The organism is Glaciimonas sp. GNP009, assembly GCF_054343755.1.
On record NZ_JBTGUV010000004.1, the window covers coordinates 3,876,754 to 3,903,753 of the forward strand.

The following is a 27,000-nucleotide window of genomic DNA, read 5'->3' on the forward strand; positions in this document are numbered from 1 at the left end:
TATGTCATTTGATAAAGTCGATATTGCGCGCCGTTTTATCGCGCTACCAGTTGCCGCACGCAGTAAATTTTTGCAAGCCCTCGCAGCTAAAGGCATTGATTTTTCTCGTCTTCCTATCGTACCAGCGCCGACGGAGGGTATGTTGCCGCTCTCGTTTGCACAGCAGCGTTTATGGTTTCTCGATCAAATGGAGCCGGGTAACACTGCCTATCATATCCCCGCGATGCTGCGCTTGAACGGACGACTGGATCGGGCGGCATTGCAAGCTAGTCTTAATGCTTTGGTTGCGCGCCATGTGGCCTTGCGCACAACGTTTGGCAACACCGCAGTGGGCGACGCGCAGCCCGAGCAAATAATCCACTCTCCATCAGCAGTCATTATTACGGAGTCAGATTTTTCAGCACTTGCTCCATCGGAGCGGATCGTCGAGACGAATCGCGTAGCTAAAGAAGAGACATTAAGGCCATTTAATTTGACAGCAGGACCGCTATTACGCGTGCGACTGATTCGTCTTTCCGATGGCGAGCATCGTTTGCTATTCATCCAGCATCACATCATTTCCGATGGCTGGTCGGTGGAGTTGTTGCTGCGAGAATTCGCTGTCTGTTACCGCGCCTTTTGCGCGGGAGAAAACCCTGTTTTGCCAACGTTGACGGTGCACTATCCTGACTATGCATTGTGGCAACGGCACTGGCTGGAAGCCGGTGAGCGCGAACGTCAACTGGACTGGTGGCGTGCAACGCTCGGTACCGAGCATCCGGTGCTGACGTTGCCATCCGACCGGCCACGTCCAGCTACGCGTAATTTACACGGCGCACGCCATTCCTTTGCGATAGGCGAGGCGCTGTCGGTCGACTTGCATTTGCTCGCACAGCGCAGTGGCGCGACCCTTTTTATGGTGTTGCTTGCAGCGTTCCAATTGTTGCTGTCGCGTCTGAGTGGTCAGTCTGAGATTCGTGTTGGCGTGTCAACGGCTGGACGTACGCGGCGCGAAATCGAAGGCGTGGTCGGCTTCTTTGTGAATACCCAGGTTTTAGGTACAACAGTCGATGGTGGGCAGCGGTTTGATGATTTTTTGGCGCAGGTAAAGAGCGCCACGCTGGGCGCACAGGCGCATCAGGATTTGCCATTTGATGTGCTGGTGGATGCATTGAAGGTAGAGCGCAGTCTGAGCCACAATCCTTTGGTGCAGGTGAAATTTACCCAGCAGATTGCGTTGCCAGAGGCCATCGCCTTGCCGGGATTGACGGTGCAATTGCTGCCGTTACCGGATCATGCGGCGCGTTTTGATCTGTCGCTGGATGTGACGGATGGCGTGCAAGGCGTTGAGGCGACATTCAGCTACGCGACCGATATGTTTGATGCGGCACGCGTGCTTGGCTTTGCTGACGCCTACGTCCATTTGTTGAGCGAGATCGTCGCCACGCCAGCATCTCATTTGGCGACGCTGGGATTGCCGACCGATGCAGCCGATTTTTCTTTACAAGGCGAGCGGCTTGATACACAAGATTTTAATATTCTGGATGCGTGGGCGCACAGCGTAGCGGTTAACCCGGATGCACGGGCTTTGCAATATCAGGTTCAACAAAAGATCGGTCAGCAAACAAGCGACCAGCACACAAGCGAAGGCATCAGCTTTTCTGAATTGAATGCAGCGTCTAACCGTCTGGCGCATTATTTGATAAGCCAGATAACGGTCCATGGAGCCGAGTTGCGCGTGGCAGTATGCGCAGCGCGCTCACCTGAACTGGTACTCGGTTTGCTGGCGGTATTGAAGGCCGGTGGGGCGTACCTCCCCATTGATCCGACTTTGCCAACCGAACGGATCGCCTTTTTGCTGGCAGACGCCGGCGTGCAGTGCGTGCTGGGTGATATCGACGGTGCTATTGCCGCGGGCGCAACTGGGGCGAGTGTCATTTCTCTCAGCGCCGACGCGGTATGGTCGACATTTGATGCGACGCCATTAACCTATCGTCCAGACCCGCTTGCCGCTGCTTATTTGATCTATACCTCCGGTTCTACCGGTCGTCCGAAAGGCGTCATAGTTACCCACGGTGCGTTGGCCGATTACGTGTGCGGGATGCTTTCTCGTTTAACGTTGTTGCAGGGGGAAAGCATGGCGATGATATCGACGGTCGCTGCCGATCTTGGTCATACCGTGCTGTTTGGCGCACTGTGTTCAGGACGATTGTTGCATCTGATTTCAACGGATTGTGTGGCCGATCCCGACCACTTTGCCGCTTACATGGCTACGCATCAGGTTGGCGTGTTAAAGATTGTGCCGGGTCATCTGCAAGGCCTGTTGCAAGCGGCTACATCAGCTGATGTTTTGCCACGCCATGCGCTGATTCTGGGTGGCGAAGCGTTGTCCTGGAGTTTATGCGAGACGGTGCATCGATTGCAGCCGACTTGCCGCGTGATTAATCATTATGGTCCGACTGAAACGACTGTTGGTATTCTGACGCAAGAAGTGTCATTCGAACAGGCGGCCAGACCGGCGGCGTCCATCAATGTCCCCATCGGCGTTCCGTTGCCAAATGCCGAGGCTTTGGTGCTCGACGTTAATCTTAATCCTGTTCCGTTGGGTTCAGTCGGTGAACTTTATCTCGGTGGCGCAGGACTGGCGCGCGGCTATCTAGGTCGTGCAGACTTGACCGCAGAACGCTTTGTACCGCATCCATTCGCCGATGGCGCACGGCTTTATCGATCCGGCGACCGGGTCCGTTTATTGGCGAGCGGTGTAATTGAGTTTCTTGGTCGTATCGATGATCAGGTCAAAATTCGTGGGTATCGGATCGAGCTGTCGGAAGTTGCAGAAGCGTTGCGCTCATTGTTAAATGTCGCGGCTGCCGAAGTGATTGTCACGGCGATTAACGATGATGAAAGTCGGCATCAGTTGGTTGGCTATCTGGTCGCCGATGAAGGCAAAGCGCTAGATATCGCTGCGATCAAAACTCTATTGGCGCAACGTCTTCCTGACTATATGGTTCCGGCGCATCTGGTCATATTGGAGCGCATGCCGCTGACGGCTAACGGTAAGTTCGATCGTAAAGCGCTGCCGAAAATAAACCCTCAGAATAGTTCTGAAACGTCAGCCATGTCCACGGCCGAAGGTATGCTGGCAGCGATCTGGAAGGCAGTATTAAACATTGAAGAAGTCGGATTAAATGATAATTTTTTTGCGCTTGGTGGCGATTCGATTCTGAGCTTGCAGATCATCGCTCGCGCACGAAAGCAAGGCATACGGTTAACCCCTAAGCAGCTATTCGAACATCAGACAATCGGAAGACTCGCTGCGCAGATACAGTTGTCAGCGCCGCCACCGCCGTCACCATTGATGAGTGATAACGAACAAGCCCTGATTGCTATCTGGAAGACAGTTCTTGGGATTGATCAGGTGCGACTGGATGATAATTTCTTCGCGCTGGGCGGCGATTCTATTCTCAGTTTGCAGATCATTGCAAGGGCGCGAAAACAGGGCCTGAAATTGACACCGAAGCAGTTGTTTGCAAATCAAACTGTGGCGACGTTGGCACGCGCAGCTTTGCCGCTGGTGGCGATCGCTGCGGCGCCTGTGTCCCTGGCTGAGGCCGCGCCAGTTGCGGGTCGAAGTTTGCTGCTGACGCCGGTACAAGAACATTTTTTCACACTGAACATCGCAAACGCCAATCACTGGAATCAGGCGCTACGTTTTAATGTGAGTGAAGTGCTCAATCCAAATCTGTTTAATCAGGCGTTAAAATCGGTCCTTGCGCTGCATGCTTCCTTGCGTTGTGCCTATGAACGCACGGTAGATGGTAAATGGCGCGCAAAATTAGTATCGGATGGTGTGATGGATGACGCGCTATGGTTGCGTCATTTTACCGATGACGCGCAGCTTGAATCTCTCTGCGATCAAGTCAATAAGAGTCTGGATATCCATGCCGGACAACTGTTTCGGTCGATGCTTGCCGAGCATTCCGACGGTACACAAACAGTGTTTATGGCGATTCATCACTTGGCTGTGGATGGCGTGTCCTGGCGTATTCTGCTGGAAGATATTAATGTCGCTTACCGACAACTGGTTGCCGGTGAGTCGGTTCGACTGACTCCGCCGGAAACCTCCGGCGCCGAATGGGCCGAGCGCCTGACCGATTATGCGCAGGGTAAAGAATTGGCGGCCGAGTTGCCCTACTGGCTGGCGCTGGCCGATTGTTCTGGTATTGCATTGCCGCAAGATAAGGTCAATGGCGCAAGCCGCGTGGCCGATGGCGCGCAGAGCGTGGTGACACTTAACCGCGAACTGACGCGCAAGCTATTAAAGGATGCGCCAGCCGCTTATCGGACACAGGTGAATGATCTTTTATTGACCGCGCTTGGTCGGGTGTTGTGTCGCTTTACCGGCGCGCCCGAGGTGTTAGTTGAGCTGGAAGGACATGGGCGTGAAGCGCTATTTGATGACGTGGATTTGTCGCGGTCTGTGGGATGGTTTTCTAGTCACTTTCCGGTGCGCTTGATGGCAGAAGGGGATACTGACGTAGCGATTCGTTCGGTCAAAGAAACTTTGCGCAATGTGCCAAATAAAGGAATCGGTTTTGGACTGCTAAAAAGCCTGTCAAGCCCCGACGACCGCGCACAGATCGCGGCACTGCCAAAGCCGCGTGTCACCTTCAATTATCTTGGACAGTTTGACTCCGGCGCTGTGCAAGACGCGCTGCTTCGGCCGGTATTTGGCAAATCGGGAATGGAGCGCGACGGTAGTGGGCCCTTAACCAACTGGCTGGCAATTCATGGACAGGTTTCGGATGGTGAACTGGCTCTTACGTGGGTCTTCAGCCGAGAGATGTTCGATGCCGCGACGATTGATCGTTTAGCCGAGGATTATCGCGTCGAACTGATTGCATTGATTGAACACTGTTGCCTGCCAGCATCGGGCGGTATCACGGTGTCTGACTTTCCGTTAGCTGCTTTGACACCGAGCGAGTTGAAACACCTTCCCGGATTAGCGCGAGAAATCGACGACATTTATCCGGCGACACCGTTGCAACAAGGGCTGTTATTCCACGCATTGTTAGCCCCGGAAGAATTGGCTTACGTGAATCAGTTATCCATGACCCTGACGGATCCAGATGCTGACCGACTGGCCGCGGCGTGGCAGTCGGCGGTAGATAACCACGCTATTTTACGAACGGGATTCTGGCATGATGGTATTGAGAAGCCGCAACAGGTAGTGCACCGCACCGCGCGTTTGGTGATGGATCGCTATGACTGGCGAACAGATAACGCGGATCAAAAGGCGGCGCTGGCCGGTTTAAGCGAGCGCGAGCGTCAGCAACCGTTCGATCTGGCGCGTCCTCCGCTGATGCGACTGGCTTTGGTGCGGTTGACCGACAGCCAGTATCGGTTAATCTGGACCCGCCACCATTTATTACTGGATGGTTGGAGTACAGCGCAATTATGGGCAGAAGTGGTGCGTCACTACGCTGGTTCGCCAGTACAAGGCGCAGGGCGATCCAACTATCGGGATTATATCGCTTACTTAGCGGGACAAGATATCGCCGCCACCCGCGAGTTTTGGCAAAGCCGTTTTGTTACGCTCGATGAGCCGACGCGTTTGGCTGGCGCTTTTTCTGCTAAAGCTTCTGGCCTCGGTTACGGCACGTTATCACTTGATTGGAGCGCTACCGATACCACACGTTTACAACAGTTTGCACGTGAAACCCGGATTACATTTAATACGCTCATTCAAGGCGCGTGGAGTTTGTTGCTGCAACGTTACACCGGTAAGTCTACGGTCGCTTTTGGCGTAACTGTCGCCGGTCGTCCGGCTGAATTGGTTGATGTAGATCGGGTCCTTGGTTTGTTCATTAATACGCTGCCGTTGGTTGTTACGCCGTCCGCAGCCGTATCGGTGGAGGATTGGTTAGCTGCTTTACAGGCCGATAATCTGGTGATGCGTGAACATCAGCACACGCCTTTGTTTGACATTCAGCGATGGGCGGGATGGGCGGGACAAGCATTGTTCGATAGTCTGATCGTGTTCGAGAACTATCCCGTAGCGCGAGAGTGGACCGAGCAGGATGTTAATTCACGTTTTCCTTCGTTACGCTTTAGTGATTTGGTGAATGTCGAATCAACCAGCTATCCGCTCACCTTAGTGGTCAATAATGCGCAAACGCTGTCGGTCGAATATGGTTTTGATCGCACGATGTTTGGAGAGAATGAGATACGTCAGTTACATGTGCACTTTGTCGTGCTGCTGGATAATTTGATGCAAGATGCCAAGCGGCCTTTGGGCAGAGTGACCATGCCAACTTATGCCGAGCACAAACAATTAGTCGCATGGAATGCAACTGATACAGAATACGCTGACGCAACGCCGGTGCATCGTTTGTTCGAACAGCAGGCTGCATTGCAACCGGCGGCTATCGCGTTATTGTTTGGCGATGCAACGATGGATTATCGTGCGCTGGATCAACAGGCCAATCAACTGGCGCATCGATTAATTAGCTTGGGTGTGCGACCAGATGATCGCGTTGCCGTTTGCCTTGAGCGCTCGTTTGGATTGGTTGTTGCATTACTGGCGGTGCTGAAAGCGGGTGCGGCGTACGTGCCGATTGATCCGGATTATCCGGCTGAGCGGCGTACATATATGTTGGAGGATGCCGCGCCGACTTTGGTATTGACCCAGCATCAATGGAGCGAGGCACAAAGTGATGCCGAAGTTGCGATTATCGATGTACCGCAAATTGCGCAGACTGCTGCTCACCTGTTTTATGTCGATGTCGAGGATGTGTCGAACGAGCCGACCCACCGACCCGATGTGGACGTGCATGCAGAGCAACTGGCTTACCTGATTTATACTTCAGGATCGACCGGACAGCCCAAGGGGGTGGGCAACAGTCATGGCGCTTTGTGCAATCGTTTATCGTGGATGCAGGACTCCTATGGTTTGAATGCTACCGATACAGTGTTGCAAAAGACGCCTTTTAGCTTTGACGTATCAGTATGGGAATTTTTTTGGCCGCTCATGACCGGTGCGCGTCTTGCTATCGCGGCCCCGGGCGAACATCGCGATCCGGCTAAGCTGGTTGCGCGGATTGCGCAACATGCCGTCACGACCTTACATTTTGTGCCGTCGATGCTACAAGCTTTTGTGACGCACATTGCGCTGGAGAGTGGGCCGGTGTGTGTGTCGAACTGTGCGACTCTGCGGCGTATCGTTGCTAGTGGCGAAGCGCTATCGGCTGAACTGGCTGTGCGCACGCAAGAATATTTGCCGCACGCAACGTTGGTTAACTTGTATGGTCCAACCGAGGCATCCATCGATGTCACGCATCATCTTTGTGTGAGCGAACACGGTGCATCGGTCCCCATTGGACGTCCTATCGCGAATACGCAAATTCATATTCTGGATGATGCACTTAACCCGCTTCCGCCCGGTGTTGCTGGAGAACTCTATATTGGTGGCGTCGGTTTGGCGCGCGGTTATCACGCACGTCCTGCGCTCACGGCAGAGCGTTTTGTACCAGATCCTTTTCGAATTGGTGCGCGCCTGTATCGGTCCGGCGACCTTGCGCGTTGGCGGGATGATGGGGTAATCGAGTATCTCGGTCGACTTGACCATCAGGTGAAGTTGCGGGGCTTGCGGATTGAATTGGGCGAAATTGAGGCGCTGTTGTTAATGCATTCTTCTGTGGCAGAAGCGGTAGTGGTGGCGCATGGCGGTGAGCAGTTGATTGGGTATGTCGTACGCCATGATGGCGTGCTCCGTGAGGAAATAGCGTCGATCGCGCTCCTGGAATATCTGGGACAGCATCTGCCTGCATTTATGGTGCCAGCACAACTGGTGACGCTGGCAAAGATGCCGCTGACACCAAACGGTAAGTTAGACCGTAAAGCGCTACCGGATCCAATCTGGCAGAGTGTTGATGACGAAGCGCCGATCTCTGAAATCGAGCAACACATCGCCGCGATCTGGCGTGATGTGTTGGGTGTTAAGGCAATCGGGCGAGCTGATAATTTCTTTGGTCTGGGTGGACATTCGTTGTTGGCGACGCAAGTGATATCACGACTCAAGGCAGAGCTTCAGGTCAGCGTGCCGTTACGTCGCGTATTCGAAGCCGCGACACTGGCGGGTTTTGCCGAGGTGGTAGATCAGGCCCGGAATGGTGCATTGAATGATAGCAAGCTGGATGCACTGGATGCACTGTTTGGCGAAATGGAGGGACTATGAATCAGGACCGCTTACTGGCACTTGCACGCCGGTTCGCTGATCTCGCCCCGGCGCAGCGCTCGGTATTTTTGCAGCGGTTAGCGGATCAAAATATTGACTTTAGTCTGTTGCCAATTCCGCCCCGTACCCAGGCCGAAGCGGGCATCGCTTTACCGGCCTCTTTCGCACAGGCGCGGTTGTGGTTCTTGTGGCAAATGGACCCTGAAAGCCCGGCTTATAATATGGCTGGACGGCTTCGACTTGTCGGCGAATTAAACGTGGAGGCGCTGACCGCCAGCGTGCAGTCCTTACTGGCGCGGCATGAGGGATTGCGCACCACGTTTCTAGCTGGATCTGACGGTGCAGCGCTACAAAAGGTGCATCCGATAGTGTCGCTGGAACTGCGCTATGTCGATTTGCAGCATTTGTCTGATGCGGAGCGGGAAAGCGCAGCCAAGGCTGAGGCCTTGCGTCCGTTTGATCTGGCAAGCGGGCCACTCTTGCGCGTGATGCTGATTCGATGCAATAGCAACACCCACTGTTTATTACTGACGGTTCACCATATTGTTTCCGATGGCTGGTCTGCTGAAGTGATGTTGCGTGAATTGGCTGAAGGCTATCGGCTTAATGTCAGTGTTGATTTTGACGTTGCTGTTGCAATAGCTTTACCCGAGAAATTATTCATTCAATATCCCGATTTTGCACTCTGGCAGCGGCGCTGGCTGGAAGCGGGAGAAGCCGAGCGTCAGCGTAATTGGTGGCGTAAGACTTTGGGAGATGATCATCCGGTGCTGGCTTTGCCAACAGATCGGCAACGTCCGGCAATCCCGTCGTCACAAGGTGCGCGCCAATTTTTTACGTTAACACCGCAGGTAACAGAGCAGTTACGGACGCTCGCCCGAGGGCAGGGTGTAACGTTATTCATGGTATTGCTTGCCAGCTTTAAAGCGCTTTTGTACCGCTATAGTGGGCAGGATGATATCCGCGTTGGCGTACCCGCTGCTGGACGAAACCGGATTGAAACCGAGGGATTGATTGGGTTTTTTATTAACACTTTAGTGGTGCGGTCTCGTCCATCGGGACAAAAAACGTTTGCGGAGTTGCTGTTGGAACTGAAGGACGCATTGCTGGGTGCTGAGGCGCATCAGGATTTGCCATTCGAGCAATTGGTCGAAGCGCTGCAGGATGTGCGTAGTACAAGCCATCATCCGTTATTCCAGGTAATGGCGAATCACCAGACTCGTGGTGCAACGCCGCAGTGGGATGGCTTGGTTGTCGATGAGGTGTCGGAAGGTAATCCAGTTGCCAAATTTGACCTAACGTTGACAACCGAGGAAAGTGCAGATGGCGTGTTAAGCGGTGCGTTCGTGTACGCGGCAGAGTTGTTTTTGCCGTCAACGATTACCCGATTGACCGGCCATTATCTGGCGTTGTTGGAGCAAGTTGCCCAAAATCCGAGTATTACCCTTAATCAATTGGCATTGTTAAGCGATGCAGAACAAGCGCAAATTACGCGCTGGAATGCGGCAGCAGATCAAACAGTTGAAAAACTATTTGTGCCCATCCATACGGCGTTGACTGCGCAAGCCGAGATGTACGGAGACCGCATTGCTCTATGCCATGGCGTAACGACTGTGAGTTGCGATGAATTGAATGTTCGCTCAAATAGGCTGGCGCATCGTCTGATCGCCAGCGGGGTAAAAGCCGAGGTACGGGTCGGTGTCAGCATCGAACGTTCTGCCGAGATGATCATCGCGTTGCTGGCGATTCTCAAAGCCGGTGGCGCGTTTGTGCCGCTTGATCCGCGTTATCCGGCTGCACGTTTGTCCTACATGCTCAGTGATGCTGGTGTGCAACATCTGGTCACGCAGCGCGGATTATCGACTGTAGCAATCACGCCCGACTCGATGACCACCTTGTACGTGGAGGACGTGCAAAATGAGGATTCCACGGAATATGATCATCCGCCCGCCGTGGTCATTCATCCGTCGCAAAGCGCCTATTTAATTTATACCTCCGGTTCGACCGGCCAACCGAAAGGGGTCACGGTCGAACACGGACCGCTGGCACGGCATTGTCAGGCCATCGGCGAACGTTATCAGATGAGCACCGCAGATCGGGTCTTGCATTTTGCCTCGATCAACTTTGATCTGGCGCATGAGTACTGGTTGATGCCGTTGCTATTTGGCGCACGGCTAGTGATCACCGACAACGTCTTATGGAGTCCGGCGGAGACCTGCGCACAACTCGCGCATCACGGTGTGACCGTGGCCGCGTTTCCACCGAGTTATCTGGTGCAACTGGCCGAAGCCGCGCAAGCGCGTCAGGCTAAGCTGGCTTTGCGGGTACTTGCCTTTGGCGGTGAAGCGCTCTCGCGTGAACACTTCGAACTGGTGCGCACCGTGTTTGCCCCCGCGACCCTGATCAATGGCTACGGTCCGACCGAAACCGTGATTTCGCCGATGCTCTGGATCACGCAGCCGGAGACCGATCCAGCCGAATGGCAACATAACGCTTATTTACCGATTGGTACGCCCGTGGGCGCACGCTCCGCGTATGTGCTGGATGTGGCGCTCAATGCGCTGCCGGTTGGCGTCGCCGGTGAACTCTATCTGGGCGGTGCGGAACTGGCGCGTGGCTATCATGCGCGTGCTGGCATGACTGCGGAACGGTTTATCCCCGATCCGTTCTGTGCGGGCGGTCGACTGTACCGTACCGGTGACCGCGCCCGTTGGCGCAGCGACGGCAGCGTGGATTATTTGGGGCGTCTGGATCATCAGGTTAAATTGCGTGGTGTGCGGATCGAACCGGGCGAGATTGAAGCGCAATTGCTGTCTTGTTTGGGTGTGCGGGAAACGGCGGTATTGGTCCACGGCGACGGGGGCGATGGGCAACTGGTGGCTTATCTGGTGGCGGAAGAAAGCGGTGCACCATTGGATCGGACGTTACTGAAATCTCAGCTTCAGCAACGTTTACCGGATTACATGGTACCGGCCCAATTCATGCTGCTGGACCGCTTGCCGGTGACGGCCAACGGCAAGCTGGATCGTCGCGCGTTACCTGCGCCAACGTGGAAAGGTCGCGCTTATCGTGCGCCGGAAAGCGTTGTTGAGATCAGTCTGGGCGCGATCTGGGCCGAGGTATTAAAACTGGATCGCGTCGGCCTTGATGATCATTTCTTTGAACTGGGCGGGCATTCATTGTTGGCGACTCAGATGTGCGCGCGCATTCAGCGTCGGCTGGGTTTGGTCGTGCCGCTCAGATACCTTTTTCAAACGCCAGTCTTAAGCGAATTTTCAGCGCGTGTAGCGACCGAATGCAGAAGTGCCGAGTTAGCGCTGATACCCAAGCGTCCTCCCGAAGCGTCGGTGCCTTTATCATTTGCGCAGCAAGGGTTGTGGTTGCTCTGGCTTGCTGATCCAGAAGATGCGGGCTACAACATTTATAGTGCGCTGCGATTCCGTGGTGCGCTTGACTACGATACATTGCAGGCCAGTTTTGATGCATTAGTCGCACGCCATGTGGTGCTACGGACCACGTTCATGCAAGGAAAAAATGATTCTGTGTTGCAGCGGATTCATCCGCCTGCGCCGGTTCAGATGACGCTGGTTGATCTCTCGCATTGGGCAGATGCTGAGCGCGAGACAGAAGCACAGCGGTTAGCTGAAGTCGAATCTTTGCGGCCATTTCATTTAGAAAATGAACCACTATTGCGAGTGCAATTAATACAGATGGCGGCGGCTGATCATATCTTGCTGTTGTCGATCCATCACATTGTTGCTGACGGTTGGTCGATAGGGTTAATTTTCAATGAGTTGATGGCGCTTTATCGTGGTTTTCATGATCACCAAAGCATCGCACTGCCGCCAATGAAACTTGATTATGCTGACTACGCTTTTTGGCAACGGCTGCCAACCGTCGCCAATTCCGACGCTGCGACACGGGATGCGACTGACCGCGCTTATTGGCGGCAACAACTCAATGCTATAAAGCCGCTTAACTTACCACGCCCACAAAAGAGGGTGCAATTGCCCGGGATGCGTGGCGAGCAGCTTTTATTTACGTTGGAATCTAATCTGATTAGCCGTGCACGCGATGTGGCGCAACGCAACGGTGCGACTTTGTCGATGCTGTTACAGGCGACATTTCATGCCTTGTTATATCGGCATACCGGTCAGGCAGATCATTGCATCGGTATTCTTGCAGCCAATCGTGATCGTATCGACATTGAGCCGGTAGTCGGCCTGTTTCTTAACGCTCTGACGCTGCGCGCACAAATTGATCCGAAGCTCGGGTTTTCTAGCTTATTGGGCGCAGTGAAAGAAACACATTTAGCGGCACAAATGCACGTTGGTCTGCCTTTTTCCTCATTGGTAGAAGACTTATCGCCAGTTCGGGAGGCCGGTAGAAATCCATTATTTCAGGTTCTTTACAATTTTCTACGTCCTGATTTTGAGAGTCTTTCCGGTTTGCCGGGAATGCAGATTGATGACTTTCCCGTACCACGGCGGACGGTGGTTTTTGATCTCGAATTGGATGTCGTCGAGGATGTGCATGGCGCAGTGTGTGGGGCTTTTTCGTACGCAGTTGAACGGATCGATGCAACGTTTGTAACAGCGCTGCGGGATGATTATTCCACTTTGCTTGCCGCGCTGCTGGATGCGCCCGACTTGCCAATTGCCGGGATCGTAAAGCCCATCATGAATCCTGCGAACGGTCAAAAAATCACCCCCGTTATTGATGTCTCCATAGCGCCTATCGTTCTGCCTTTGTATCCCGAATGGGAATCCATATTGACACAAGTGTGGATTGAAACGCTGGGTGTCGCCGCAGTCGCGCGAGATGATAATTTTTTTGCTTTGGGGGGAAGTTCATTGCTTTGCCTCACAGTGTTGGCGCAATCAAATCGGTTTGGACTTGGACTTGGACTTGCCGATTTATTTCTTCATCAGACGATTGCACAACTTGCAGCGGCAAAGGGAGCATCGCTTCCGTGTGCTACCAAACCGCACACTCGCACTATTGTGCCGCGCCAAACATCTAAGGAAATGTCTTGAACAAAAACAACGCAACCATACCCCGCAGTGCTGACTGTTTCGACATTGTTTTGAATGATGGGCCGCGTGTGAAAGTCGTACTTGACGGACAGGCGCTTGAAGTATGGCTTGACGATGCGTCTTCGTTGCGACTTTTGCTAGGCGGAACAGACAGTGCCACGCGCAGTGCAATTATTATTGGTTTGAATACCACGGATGCGGTGGGATTGCGGCTGGCAATACTTGGTGCGTTAAATTTTCTGTTCGCGACAGATGTAATGGTTGACACATTGAAGCTGGATTTCTCGGATTATCAGCAAGTCTTGTCGTCGCTGTTGCGAAGTGGTCTTGCCGTCGTTGATCTCAACGGGCAGGTTTTGTTCACACGAGACGCGTTTGTTCAGCAGCCGGATTTGTGGCTTCAAGTTGAATCCAGTGCGGCGTATCCACTTGCTTATGTGATCAGCAACGGCAAACGTCATCCACGCCGTCCACCGAACAATCCAAAAACGGTTTATCGACGCTTTATTCCTTGGCTGAATCAATGGCTAACATTGCGTACTTTGGATCTTGATACCGATCTCGATAGTTTTCACGCCTGGATGAATAATCCGCGTGTGGCAAAATTTTGGGAAGAGGATGGTGCAATTGAAAAGCACCGTGCGTTTATCATCAACGCATTGGCTGATCCGCACGTACATCCGCTGATTGGTTGTCTGGACGATAAGCCCTTTGGCTATTTTGAAGTGTATTGGGCAAAAGAGGATCGTATTGCGCCCTTTTATAATGCGACAGATTATGACCGTGGCTTACATATGCTGGTTGGTGAGGAATGGGCGCGTGGTCCGCACTTCATTTCGGCATGGCTGAACTCGCTCGTACATTATGTGATGCTGGACGATCCACGTACGCAATTAATAGTGTGCGAACCCCGCGCCGACAACGTTCGCATGATCGACTATCTACGGCAAACCGGTTTCGCTTTTCATCGTGAGTTCGACTTTCCACATAAACGTGCCGCGTTGTTAATACTTGAACGCGAGGTATTCTCTCAAGGACCGTGGATAACGGACTGACTTGAGGTTGTTCACAGTAAGGCGTTAGCAGAGATTAATAGTAGTTCTGGGCAAGTCTTAGTGTGTGTTGAGATGTGAGGCCAGTAGATCAGGTTAGTGCAAACTGAATCACATCCACTATGAATGCTGTTGCTGTTGCTGTTGCTGTTGCTGTTGCTGTTGCTGTTGCTGTTGCTGTTGCTGTTGCTGTTGCTGTTGCTGTTGCTGTTGCTGTTGCTGTTGCTGTTGCTGTTGCTGTTGCTGTTGCTGTTGCTGTTGCTGTTGTATTTTTTTTTTTGACCTACCCCGTCATTGGCACTGCCAAGCTTTTCAGTTGTCAGTCGGGTTGGGAAACATGTTTGAGCCGCAGGCGAGTTGGTTTCTCAACCCGACTGACAACTGAAATGCTTGGGGACCCGACCAAAGGGAGGGCAGCGCCTCTGCGGTCGCCTTCTTTTTGGTTACTTTTACTTGGCGAAGCAAGAAAAAGTGACTGGCTGTCGGGCCACCCCCGACCAGCATCCACGGAGCACTAACCGTTCCAGATATTGATGAACCGAACCGCAGAAATAACACCCAACCCAACCTCAATGTGAATGAATCTCACTCTCGTCTATAAATATTTGCATCGTTCGTTCGTCATGTTTGATATCGGCAGGATGTACGTGGCATAACGTGCGTCTTTCTCCCATTTCCGGCAAGAGGTTGAACATGCGTATTTCTGCTATTGAGCACGACTTTATCGGCGTTGGTTTCGGCCCGTCAAATTTGGCAATTGCAGTCGCCATCGAGGAACAAATACAACACGGTAAGAAGGCTCTGGATTATTGCTGCATTGAGAAAAAGCCTGCGTTTATCTGGCATGGCAGCATGTTGCTGGAAGGCAGTGATATGCAGATATCTTTCCTAAAAGATCTGGCGACATTGCGCGATCCGACCAGTCGTTTTACTTTTATTAACTACTTGCATGAAAAAGGCAGATTGAGGGAATTTATCAACCTCAAGAGTTTTTTCCCGTCGCGTATTGAATATAACGATTACCTCCGCTGGGCGGCAAGTCACTTTGATCATCGGTGCCGTTACGGCGAGGAAGTGGTGGATATTGAACCCGTGAAAGAGGGCGGAAAGGTAACGCGGTTGCAGGTCCATTCGCTGGATGCCAGCGGTCGCGCGCATACGCGGTTGGCGAGAAATGTAGTATTTGGCATTGGCGGCGTACCAAGTATTCCTGAGGCTTTTGATGGTGTGCGCGATGATCGGGTATTTCATGCGGCGTATTATCTTGAGCGAATCGAGGCACTAGTTCAGCGTAACGCCACACCACGCCGAATCGCGGTGATCGGTGGTGGTCAGAGCGGCGCTGAAATATTCATGGATCTGGTGTCGCGCTTTAGCGATGTCGAGGTCACGCTGATCACGCGTGGCGAGGCGTTGATGCCTTCCGATGATAGCCCTTTTGTGAATGAAATTTTCAGTCCGGAATTCACCGATCTTATCTATCACCAGCCGGAGGAGTTACGCCGCGCCACCCTTGAAAAATACCGCAGTACAAATTATTCGGTGGTTGATCTCGATTTAATCGAAAAAATTTACATGTTGCTCTATCAACAGCAGGTAAGCGGCAATAAGCGTCATGCGCTGTTGCCGGGCCGTGATGTGAGCGAGGTGCGCCTCGGTAGTAGTGGCGTCGAGTTAGCCCTATGTAAACGGGATAGCAGCGAGACTGAGCCAATTCAATTTGACGCGGTAGTGATGGCAACAGGATATCGTCGCGACGATCACAAACGGCTTCTCGGCAGCTTGGAAAGCTATATCGATGGATATGACGTGGAGCGTGATTATCGCTTGCGTACCAAGGGTGATTTCTTACCCAAAATTTATCTGCAAGGATGTTGCGAAGATAGCCATGGTCTAAGCGATACCTTGCTGTCGGTACTGGCCGTGCGATCAGTCGAAATTCTGGAATCTCTTCGAGATGATCGGATTCTTTTAAATAAACAGAATAAAAGTATTCAACAAAATACCGGCGGCCAACGTTGCTGCCCGGTCGAAAAGTTAAGTCCGGCATTTCGCGTCGCGATTTAAATCAAGGTTGGGGATTGGGAGATCCTTTTGCTTTGATGCCATGTGGCTTAATTGTTAGTTTGACCCCAGGGGAGTTGAAGTATGCAGAAAATATGTAGTCGTAATGGTGCGCGCAATAATATTGGTGCTCGCAATACTGTTGATGGTCATAGTGGCCGCAGTCCTGGCCGCAAACTAAATAATAAACACAGCCGTAATTTTCTGCTTGGGACTGTGCGTATGACGCCGCTTGCGTTAGCGTTATTGACTTTGTCGGCCCCGTCTCATGCCGAAGCTGAATTGCCAACTGTCAACGTCACTGCCCAGCAGGGTGATGAAAGTGCATTATCCAGTTATCGCGCCTACATCGGGAGTGCCGGCGCTTTGGGAACGAAAGAGTTGCTTGATACCCCGTTCTCGGTGAGCGTCGCAACCAAGGAATATATCGCCAACCAGCAGGCGACTACCATTGCGGATGCATTCAAGGGTGACGCCGCTGTGACAGCGCTGAATAATAATATTTCTGGTGAAAACTCTCAGATAGCCATTCGCGGGCTGGCACTCGATACACTGAATGGATTTAAAGTTGATGGCCTCAACACAGTCCTATGGCAAGCTGATTTGCCATTAGAGCATTTTGAGCAGATTGAAATTCTGAAGGGATTGTCCGGCTTTATGTACGGCTTCAGTTCGCCGGGTGGGATTGCTAACTTCCAGACCAAGCGCGCTACCCAAGCGCCAATATCGATGGTGACAGTGGGTTATGGCACCCAATCACAATACAAGGCACAGGCCGATATTAGCCGACGTTTCGGTGAAAATGATCGCTATGGTTTACGCGTCAATGCGGTGCACGAAGGCGGTACGACTTATCTTGATGCGCCGATTAAGCGCGATTCGGTATCGGCGGCTTTTGATGTGCGCCTCGCACCAGGTTTAGTCTGGACGTTAGACGGACTGTATCAAAAACGTAAAGTGAATGGTTCGCTCTTTGCGCTGACCTTGGCTGATGGCGTGGCGTTGCCTAGTCCAGTAGATGGAAGCCATCGTCTTAGTCAGGATTTCACTTATCACGAAACAACGATCGCCACCGTCGGAACAGAATTGCGCTGGAACATTGCGGGAAGTTGGGACATGCGTTTGGGCTATCGCAGCATGCGCCAGACACGTACCAACTATGATAGTGCTCTGACGGTGACTGACAACGTCGGCAACTATAACGAAAACCTTTATCGTTGGTATAGCAAGCAGAACAGCGACTCAGCAAATTTATTGTTTTCTGGTCAATTACAGACAGGCTCAATTAACCATGACGTCACCTTCGGTACCGATATGCAAAGGGCGGAACGTATCAACGGCAATTTGGGTGAAGACTTCCTTGGTACCGGTAATCTGTATCGTGATACTGTGCTTGCCAATCCTGGTTTGCCGGTAGATCAGGCGCTCTTCAAAGCGTCCGATACGCGCAATGTGGGCGTGTTTGTGAGTGACACGGTTCATTGGACGCCGCAGTGGAGTTCTATCATCGGTTTGCGTCATAGCAACTACACGCAGCACTCGTACAATTTGGACGGTTCCACATCGGACACCTATACCAAAACTGCTTTGTCGCCGACGCTTGCCATGATCTGGAAGCCTGCTCCATCGGTCTCCTACTATGTCAGTTACGTTGAATCACTGGAACAGGGCGGCTCCGCACCGCTGAGCACAGTCAACTATGGCGATACATTTGGACCGTTGAAGAGTAAGCAGTATGAAGCGGGCGTCAAAAAAGAAGGAAAAGGCTGGTCTGCCGAAGCGGCCTTATTCCGTATCGAACGCGGGCTGGAGTTCACGAACAGCAGTAACGTCTATATCCAGGAAGGGGCATTAAGCTATCAGGGGCTGGATGTCGCGGGTCGGATGGAATTGGGTCGCGATTGGGGCTTGATGGCTAGTGCGGTATGGATGACCAGCAAAAATAAGAGTGATGATCCAACGGTTGATGGCAAACGTGCAAACAATGTCGCCAACTTCACAGCCGCCTTACAAGCCGAATACAAAGTACCAACGTTGACTGGTCTGACTTTATCGGGTGGAACGCGCTATGTCGGCAATCAAGCGCTGGAAAGCGATAACGCGCACATAATCGGTAGTTATCAACTGGTTGATATTGGCGCACGCTACAAGGTAAAAGTCGGCGGCAAGGATGTTGTTTTCAGGGCGAATCTGGATAACCTGACCAATGAGAAATATTGGTTAGGTAGCTGGAATGGCTTCCTGATTCAGGGCGCGCCGCGGACGTTGCGGGCTAGTGCGGAATTTAATTTCTGATCTAAAACGGTAGGGTGTGAATAAAATTAAATAGCGATGCTTCCGGCATCGCTATTTTTTATGTTAATCGCCATGATGCGTAGAAGGTCACGATGAGTGATCTATGCACAAGCTAAATCAGCCGCTTCAACTTCTGCAAATAGCGCCGTCACAAAATCGACAAACACCCGGACTTTTACCGATAGCTGATGACTGTGGTGATACACGACCGATACCGGCGGGCCAGACGTATTCCAGTCGGTGAGAATCGGGGTCAACAGTCCGCTTCGTATCTGCGGGTGTAGCGACAGCGAAAGTAACTGAACAATACCCGCACCGCTGGTTGCTGCATGAATCAGCGACTCAGCGTGATTGATTGAAATACTTGTTTGCGGATTCAATTCAACGTGTTGCTTGCCTTTGTTAAAGGTCCATGGAACGTTCAGGCCGGTATTTGGATGAATAAAGGATAGGCAGTTGAAGCGCGCCAAATCTTGTGGTGTCTCGGGCGTGCCATGCTGTGAAAGATAATCCGGCGACGCACAGCACATATTTTTTGTTTGATAGATCCGTCTCGCCACCATACTGGAATCTTTTAATTCACCAATCCGCATCCAGACATCGCCCCGGCCTTCCACCATATCGACCATCCGGTCGCTGACGTTCATGCGCACCGTTAGATCGGGGTAGAGCGCGGTAAAGCGCGATAGCGCTGGCGCAAGATAAATGCGACTGATCACGGTTGGCACGTCAATCCGCAGCACGCCTTGTGGTGTCGCCCTGGAACCTTGTAATGCGTCTTCCAGCTCCATCATGTCGCCCAGCAATCGTTGCGCACTTTGATAGCAGCGATGTCCGTCATCGGTCAGAGAAATTTTACGCGTAGTCCTATTTAACAAGCGGACGCCAAAATGCCGTTCAAGACTGGCGATATGATTGGTAATTGAGCCGTTTGAGAGTTCTAGTTGCTGTGCTGCACGACTGAAGCTATTGAGCTCAACGACGTGACAGAATATTCGCAATGATTCGAGTCGGTCCATGGGAAGCGTAATTGGTTGGTGACTGATTAGGAATTATTTAATAAATCTAAATAATGATTTTAAATATTTCCTATTATTTTGTAAATGAAAAATGTGCATAATATGGGTAGGTCGGGCGCTAATGATCCGACAGACAACACTTTTTCGGAGACCGTATTCATGACATTAGCCTCATCATCGCCTGATGGCGTCCACCGCCAGTTAGACATTCCTGCCTTAATCGACCGCAGCAAAATCGGCGTTCCTCAAACGATTATGTTAATTTTGTGCGGCTTGTGTCTGATCGTTGATGGTTTTGATGTGCAGGCCATGGGCTACGTAGCGCCCGCGATTATTCAGGATTGGGGTATTGCGAAATCGCATCTTGGACCGGTTTTTGGGGCTGGTTTGTTCGGAATGCTAGTCGGTTCGTTGACGTTTAGTATTTTGGCCGATCGGATTGGCAGGCGCCCGGTATTGATCGCAGCGACGTTATTTTTTGCCATCTGCATGCTAGTGACGCCGATGGCAACTTCCATCGGTCAGTTGGAAATCATCCGCTTCGTCACCGGTTTGGGGCTGGGCGCGATTATGCCGAACGCGATGGCGCTGGCGGGTGAATACAGTCCACTACGCAAACGTGTGACATTGATGATGCTGGTATCTTGCGGCTTTACGTTGGGTGCGGTGCTGGGCGGGCTGTTGTCGGCATACCTGATTCCGCGTTTCGGATGGCAATCGGTGTTCCATGTTGGCGGCGTTGTGCCGTTGGTTATTGGTGCGCTGATGATTTTTCTGCTGCCAGAATCAATGCAGTTTTTGGTGCTGCGCGGTAAGAAGCTAGATCAGGTCGGCAAGTGGTTGCGTCGGATTGATCCAAACATCCACATAGATGCTGATACCCGTTACGTGGTGAACGAAAAAGCAGGTAAAGGCGCACCGATGCTGCAACTTTTTCAGGAGGGCAGGGCAAAGGTCACGATCCTGCTATGGGTAATCAACTTCATGAATCTCGTGAATTTGTATTTTCTGTCAAACTGGTTGCCCACCATCGCAAAAGACGCTGGATTATCGACGGCGAACGCGGTATTGGCTGGCACCGCGCTACAGATCGGTGGCACGTTCGGGACGCTGATTATGGGACAACTAATTGACCGTTCGAGTTTTCGCCGGGTGTTGATTCCAGTGTTCGTCGTTGCCGGTATCGCCGTGGCCTTGATTGGACGTCCCGAGGCATCGTTGATTTTCTTATTTGGAAGTATTTTTGTTGCTGGCTTTTGTATTGTTGGCGGTCAACCTGCGGTAAATGCGTTGGCTGGCACGTATTACCCGACCACATTGCGTTCGACTGGTATCGGTTGGAGTCTCGGAATCGGAAGGATTGGCTCGATTGTGGGTCCGGTATTGGGTGGTGAATTGATACGCCTTAACTGGCCGAACAGCACGATTTTTATCGTCTTGGCAGTACCGGCACTCGTTTCGGCGCTGATGCTGATATTGATGGGAAACAACTCCCTTCGTCAATCAACCAGCGCCAATGCGGGGCAATCCACTAGTCGCGCCACATAAATCGTAAGGAGAGTACGCATGTCAACACCAATTGCCGAGCCATTGCGCGCATCTACGCAGGACGCAATTCACAAAACAGATTCTGAAGATGCCGGCGTGCTCAGGTATCAATCCGGATTTTGTAATGACTTCGCTACAGAGGCTTTACCCGGCGCGTTGCCCGCCAGCCAAAATTCACCACAAAAAGTAGCGTACGGCCTCTATGCCGAGCAATTATCCGGCACGGCGTTTACCGCACCGCGCGCGCGTAATCGTCGTTCCTGGTTGTATCGCATTCGGCCGGGCGTGATGCATCATGCCTTTGAGCCGTGTGATCATCCCTTATTGCGCAGTGGGCCTTTTAACCAGGTGGCGGCGTCGCCCAACCAGCTGCGCTGGGACCCTTTACCGTTGCCAGCGTCCGACCAACCGGCCGATTTTATTGATGGCTTGGTGACCATTGCCGGAAACGGGGATACGTCGATGCAAGCGGGTATGGGAATCCATATATACGTCGCGAATCGTTCGATGTACGATCGATTTTTTTATGATGCTGATGGCGAATTGTTGATCGTGCCGCAGCAAGGCCGTTTGCTGGCGCATACCGAGTTCGGCATAGTGGATGTCAAGCCGGGTGAGATTTTGGTGATCCCGCGTGGTGTGCGCTTTCGTATGGTGCTGCCGGATGGCGCAGCGCGTGGTTACATTTGTGAGAATTATGGCGCGCAATTTGAGTTGCCCGAATTAGGCCCGATTGGATCAAATGGATTAGCCAATACCCGTGACTTTCAGACGCCAGTGGCCGCCTATGAAGACAGGGAAGGCGATTTTCAGTTAGTGGCAAAATTTGGCGGGCAATGTTGGTCTGCCGCGATTGACCATTCACCGCTGGACGTGGTCGCGTGGCATGGCAATTATTCGCCTTACAAGTATGACCTGAGTCGCTTTAATACGATTAATACGGTCAGTTTCGATCATCCTGATCCTTCTATTTTTACGGTCTTGACCTCGCCATCGGATACTGGAGGAACCGCTAATGTGGACTTTGTAATCTTTCCCCCGCGCTGGATGGTGGCCGAAAATACTTTCCGGCCACCTTGGTTTCATCGTAATGTCATGAGCGAATACATGGGATTGGTGCACGGCGCTTATGATGCCAAGGCCGAAGGCTTCGCCCCGGGCGGCGGTAGTCTGCACAATTGCATGAGTGGCCACGGCCCCGATGCCACAACTTTTGAGAACGCTAGCAACGCGACACTGATGCCGCATCGAATCGACAATACGTTGGCCTTTATGTTTGAAAGTCGATACGTGATTCATCCGACGCATTTTGCGCTAGAGTCGCCACTTTTACAGAAAGATTATCTGGCTTGCTGGGATGGTCTGAAAAAGAATTTTAATGGACTGCCTTGAGTTTTTTTTACGGACTGACAGTCATGCTTAATGTGGGTGACGGTATGACGAAATGCACTATATAAATTTAAACGGGAGTTCTTATGCAACCCAATGACCCAACGCTGAAGTCTTTTATTGAGACATCACCAGAATGCCATTTCCCTATTCAAAATTTGCCTTTTGGTATCTTCAGCAGTGTCGAAGATCCGACCTTACGCGTCGGCGTCGCCATTGGCGATCAAGTGCTGGATCTGGCAATGTTGGCAGACGCCGATCTCCTGCCTTTGCCATCGGAAATTTTTCTTAGCGGTAGCTTGAATCAGTTTGTGGCGCTAGGGCATGCTACCTGGCGTGCGACGCGCGAGCTGATTAGTCACTTGTTGCGTGACGATAATCCGCTATTGCGTGATGATCAAATATTGCGCACTGCTGCATTCCTGCGGCAAGATGCGGTTACTTTACATTTGCCGATGGAAATCGCCGGTTACACCGATTTCTATTCGTCGAAAGAACACGCTACCAATGTCGGATCAATGTTCCGTGATCCAGAAAATGCCTTGTTACCAAACTGGCTGCATATCCCGATTGGCTACAACGGGCGCGCCAGTTCAGTGGTGGTGAGTGGAACCGCATTGCATCGCCCAAAAGGACAATTAAAACTGCCAGATGTTGATGCCCCGATTTTTGCACCATCCCGCAAGCTGGATTTTGAGCTGGAAACCGGTTTCTTGATCGGGCAGCCAAATGCTTTGGGCGAACCGATTGATATCAACGTGGCGGAGCAACATATTTTTGGCATGGTATTGCTTAATGATTGGAGCGCCCGCGATTTACAGCAGTGGGAATATGTCCCGCTGGGACCGTTCAATAGTAAATCATTCGGCACCTCGATTTCACCTTGGGTGGTGACGATGGAAGCGCTGGAGCCGTTCCGTGTTGCCAGTCCTGTGCAGCAACCGACACCATTGCCGTACTTGCAGCAACAGACCGATAATGCCTATAACATTGCTCTCGAAGTGACGTTGACGCCCATAGAGGACGAGGGGAAGCCTGGTTCGGGACAAACAATTTGTAAGACCAATTTTAAGGCGATGTATTGGACCATGGCGCAACAACTGGCGCATCACACTGTATCCGGCTGTAATACTAAAGTCGGCGACTTGATGGGCTCTGGCACCATCAGTGGCAGCGCATCAGGCGCGTTCGGTAGTCTGCTGGAATTGACGCGGAACGGGCAGAAGCCGTTGATCTTGGCAAATGGCATGCAACGCGGTTTTATTCAGGATGGCGATGAAATCAGCATGACCGGATGGTGTCAGGGTGACGGCTATCGCGTTGGTTTTGGTCAGGTCACCGGCAAGATATTGCCAGCGCGGTAAAGCGGATTTGGGAGGCTTGGGCACGATGCTTCGTGCCCAAACAAACATTTATGTGAGGATCTTTTATAACCAGATGATGGCAGCGATGACGCCGATTATTAAACCAAATTTGATCACGTAATAGAGCGGCTTGCTAAACTTTTTGAGCGCTCTGCGGTATTGTCCGGCAGCCCAGACAAAGCGAAACAGCTTGTTAATGCCGCCGGTTTCATCTCCTGTGTCATTCGGTGATGCAGCTGCGCTCATCATGTGGCGGCCAAGCCAGCGGTTGACAGCCTGCGCCCACGCATACTTCATCGGGCGTTCGATATCGCAGAAGATGATGATGCGATTGACGTCGGTGCCGTTATGCGCCCAGTGCATGAATGTTTCGTCAAATACGACACCCTGACCATCACGCCAGCTATGGCGTTCGCCATTGACCTCAATAAAACAGCGATCATCATTCGGCGTAATAAGACCAAGATGATAGCGCATCGATCCAGCAAATGGATCGCGATGCAAATTCAGTTTTCCGCCCGGTCCAAGTTCTGCAAACATGGCAGCTTTTACGCTTGGTGTCCGGCGCAGTAACGCGACCGTTTTCGGACAAAACTGTTCAGCCGATGGATGGCTGGCGTCATACCATTTCAGATAGAAACGTTTCCAGCCAGCTTTAAAAAATGAGTTAAAACCGGCGTCGTCGTTCTTCGCCGCAGCGCGGATTTTTTCCATTCCGATCAGGGCTTGCGCTTCGTCGCGAATAGTTTCCCAATTGTCTTCCAGAATTTTCAAGTCACTGAAAGCGCTGGTTGGCAGATAAGCCGTGTTGGTCGGCACTTTGGAAAACATGTACATCAAAATATTCAACGGTGCCATGATCGACGAATGGTCGAACAACTGACGAAAAAACGGTAACCGTACCTTGCCGCGGAAGTGGACGTAAATAATGGATAAAAGAAAAATGCTAATCACTGCCCATTTCATGACAATGTGCTCCAATCAAAAAAAACTGCTTCACGATTATTCAACGTCGGAGGCACTCAGGAAGGCGCGCTAACGTTAAGTATCAATGAGCAAAAAAACAATAAGAAGTCAGCCTGAAATGCATTTAGTCGACATTTTAGCCGTTTGTGACTATTTTTCCTCGTTTATGACCATTTATGGGCAAATAGAATGGCAATGAATGGCGGCAAACCTATTTGGACGATTGCCAGACCGCGAATTTTAATGATAATATCGGCGCTTCCTTTGGGGAGTAGCCTTCTTGCGATAGATTGACGCTGCCGTGCCTGACTTAAAGTTAGCGTAGAGCGAGTCATTGTTGCAATGAGCGTATGTCAACATACTTGACGCTTATCGTCATGGCATACGAGACCGTCAGGTGTGGCAAGACCTTTGGTGCAATGTCCTTACCCGGCTGGGCGGGGGCGCTGCGCCATTTGTCAGCGCCCAGCCCTCAGGAACTCCTTTATGTGCAAGTCTCGTTATTTTCCTGTTGGTCATTCCAATTTATCACGCATTTCACTCTCCGCTGATCAGGCTATCGTCTGGCAAGGAGTAACGGCATGATATTAACCATTGCGTTGTTGCTGGGCTCAGCAATTGTTATTTATTTGTCATGTGAGTATTTCGTCAATAGTATCGAATGGGTAGGACGTCGTTTGGGTGTTGCCCAAAGCGCTGTCGGTACTGTGCTGGCTGCGTTCGGCACGGCATTACCAGAAACTGTCGTTACTTTTGTAGCGGTGGTGTTTGGTCGCGATGCGGCGCATAAAGATATCGGCGTTGGCGCTGCCCTTGGTGGCCCGTTGGCGCTGAGCACGATTGCTTATGCAGTCGTCGGCTTGATGTTTATTCTGAACCGCAAAAAAATTGGAGGTATCTTACTTTCCGCAGCCGATGGCGCCCGATTAAGTCGCGACCAAGCCTGGTTCATGGGAATTTTTGTCCTGAAGGTCTTGCTTGGTTTGTTCGCGTTCACCTTCAAGCCGTGGCTCGGTTTGTTGTTTCTGCTGGCATACGGCACTTATATTTGGGGCGAGATCCGCAAAGAGGATAGCGCCGATGTGGAGATTCACGATCTTGATCCGCTGAAATTTCGCCCAAACGATCCACAACCGGGACTTGGCTGGGCTGCATTGCAGACAATAGTTGCGCTCGTCGTCATTTTTTTGAGTTCACAGCTATTTGTGGCGCAGCTTGAGGCAATGGCGCCATGGCTTGGTATTTCCCCCCATTTGGTGGCTTTATTGCTGAGCCCGATTGCGACTGAACTGCCAGAGATTCTAAATGCGGTGATCTGGGTGCGACAAGGTAAACAGACATTAGCGCTGAGTAATATTAGTGGTGCAATGATGATTCAAGCGACGATTCCCACCGCATTGGTATTAATCTTCACGCCATGGATGCTGGATACCGCGCTTATTTGGGCCGGAACGATCACCATGGTGTCAATCGCAGGATTGTATGTGCTGTTGCGCAAACAGGTGTTGACGGGTGGTCGGCTGGCAATGTTTGGCGGACTGTATCTGATATTTGCAGCGGGCCTGGCGATTATTGGTGTACGTTAATGGTCATAATTTGTCTAAGCTAGTTTGAGCCGTCGTTAAATGTTGACTATTTACAGGGGGGTGAGCGCTAGGGACTTGAGGGGCCTCGCTCTGTTCAGGCCCGTGGTCTTGAGGCGCGTTATGATCCTCGCATCATCGGTGCTTCAGATTTCCGACACTCCGGTATTGATTTCATCTCGCGCCACGTTAATCTCTTTGGTTTCAAATTCAATTCCACCTATGCGTTGCGCGGCCGTGTTGTACACCCACGCGCCAAACAGCGTACAACCAAAACCACATAGCGCGTACAGAATCGGTGTCGAAAGGATCAATCCGGACAATTGGAATGCGCGGAAATCCAGCTCGATCCACGTAATTAGAGCCGACACAATCATGAGCAGTAAGGTGATGGCAAAATAAAGAACAGCTAATATCTTGGCGGTTTGCAGCGGGGCGATACGGATAATTTGTTTTTTCATGTGAATTT

General features: G+C 51.7%; 13 protein-coding genes and 1 riboswitch. Of the genes, 10 read left to right on the forward strand and 3 right to left on the reverse strand.

Annotated features, from left to right (window positions below; genetic code table 11):
* Window position 1 precedes the first annotated feature (1 nt).
* The 6 genes from ACXX82_RS18095 (at window position 2) to ACXX82_RS18120 (ending at window position 18,662) form a co-directional block, all read left to right on the forward strand.
* Window positions 2-8,215, forward strand: a complete 8,214-nt coding sequence (locus ACXX82_RS18095; protein ID WP_458563420.1) for a non-ribosomal peptide synthetase — start codon at window positions 2-4, stop codon at window positions 8,213-8,215.
* Complete coding sequence (locus ACXX82_RS18100) at window positions 8,212-13,251, forward strand: non-ribosomal peptide synthetase (protein ID WP_458563421.1); 5,040 nt, start codon at window positions 8,212-8,214, stop codon at window positions 13,249-13,251. The genes ACXX82_RS18095 and ACXX82_RS18100 overlap by 4 nt, the downstream gene beginning before the upstream one ends.
* Complete coding sequence (locus tag ACXX82_RS18105; RefSeq protein ID WP_458563422.1) at window positions 13,248-14,306, forward strand: GNAT family N-acetyltransferase; 1,059 nt, start codon at window positions 13,248-13,250, stop codon at window positions 14,304-14,306. The genes ACXX82_RS18100 and ACXX82_RS18105 overlap by 4 nt, the downstream gene beginning before the upstream one ends.
* A 119-nt stretch (window positions 14,307-14,425) precedes the next feature.
* Window positions 14,426-14,821 carry a hypothetical protein gene (locus tag ACXX82_RS18110; RefSeq protein ID WP_458563423.1) on the forward strand — a complete coding sequence of 132 codons (396 nt, stop codon included), beginning with the start codon at window positions 14,426-14,428 and terminating at the stop codon, window positions 14,819-14,821.
* A 175-nt stretch (window positions 14,822-14,996) separates the two neighbouring features.
* Window positions 14,997-16,370, forward strand: coding sequence for a lysine N(6)-hydroxylase/L-ornithine N(5)-oxygenase family protein (locus ACXX82_RS18115; protein WP_323506208.1), 1,374 nt, complete (start codon window positions 14,997-14,999; stop codon window positions 16,368-16,370).
* Between the two features lie 81 nt (window positions 16,371-16,451).
* Entirely contained in the window at window positions 16,452-18,662 is a 2,211-nt protein-coding gene (locus tag ACXX82_RS18120; RefSeq protein WP_323506209.1) for a TonB-dependent siderophore receptor, read from the forward strand.
* A gap of 101 nt (window positions 18,663-18,763) precedes the next feature.
* On the opposite strand, the gene ACXX82_RS18125 is transcribed toward ACXX82_RS18120, so the two are convergent.
* Window positions 18,764-19,681: a LysR family transcriptional regulator gene (locus ACXX82_RS18125; RefSeq protein ID WP_458563424.1), complete on the reverse strand. Its 918-nt coding sequence runs from the start codon at window positions 19,679-19,681 to the stop codon at window positions 18,764-18,766.
* A 159-nt stretch (window positions 19,682-19,840) separates the two neighbouring features.
* On the opposite strand from ACXX82_RS18125, the gene ACXX82_RS18130 reads away from it, so the two are divergent.
* The 3 genes from ACXX82_RS18130 (at window position 19,841) to fahA (ending at window position 23,982) form a co-directional block, all read left to right on the forward strand.
* Entirely contained in the window at window positions 19,841-21,229 is a 1,389-nt protein-coding gene (locus tag ACXX82_RS18130; RefSeq protein ID WP_322237092.1) for an MFS transporter, read from the forward strand.
* Between the two features lie 18 nt (window positions 21,230-21,247).
* Window positions 21,248-22,621, forward strand: a complete 1,374-nt coding sequence (gene hmgA, locus ACXX82_RS18135; RefSeq protein WP_458563425.1) for a homogentisate 1,2-dioxygenase — start codon at window positions 21,248-21,250, stop codon at window positions 22,619-22,621.
* Between the two features lie 83 nt (window positions 22,622-22,704).
* The gene (gene fahA, locus ACXX82_RS18140; protein WP_323506212.1) at window positions 22,705-23,982 is read left to right on the forward strand and encodes a fumarylacetoacetase; all 1,278 of its coding nucleotides are present in this window, start codon (window positions 22,705-22,707) and stop codon (window positions 23,980-23,982) included.
* 63 nt (window positions 23,983-24,045) lie between these two features.
* Here the strand turns inward: fahA and lpxO are convergent, their stop codons facing one another.
* Complete coding sequence (lpxO, locus tag ACXX82_RS18145) at window positions 24,046-24,948, reverse strand: lipid A hydroxylase LpxO (RefSeq protein ID WP_322237098.1); 903 nt, start codon at window positions 24,946-24,948, stop codon at window positions 24,046-24,048.
* Between the two features lie 261 nt (window positions 24,949-25,209).
* A riboswitch (yybP-ykoY riboswitch) is annotated at window positions 25,210-25,422 on the forward strand.
* A 107-nt stretch (window positions 25,423-25,529) separates the two neighbouring features.
* On the opposite strand from lpxO, the gene ACXX82_RS18150 reads away from it, so the two are divergent.
* Window positions 25,530-26,534: a sodium:calcium antiporter gene (locus ACXX82_RS18150; RefSeq protein ID WP_323506213.1), complete on the forward strand. Its 1,005-nt coding sequence runs from the start codon at window positions 25,530-25,532 to the stop codon at window positions 26,532-26,534.
* Between the two features lie 143 nt (window positions 26,535-26,677).
* Here the strand turns inward: ACXX82_RS18150 and ACXX82_RS18155 are convergent, their stop codons facing one another.
* On the reverse strand, window positions 26,678-26,992 hold the full coding sequence (locus tag ACXX82_RS18155; RefSeq protein WP_458563426.1) for a hypothetical protein: 315 nt from the start codon (window positions 26,990-26,992) through the stop codon (window positions 26,678-26,680).
* Window positions 26,993-27,000: the final 8 nt, after the last annotated feature.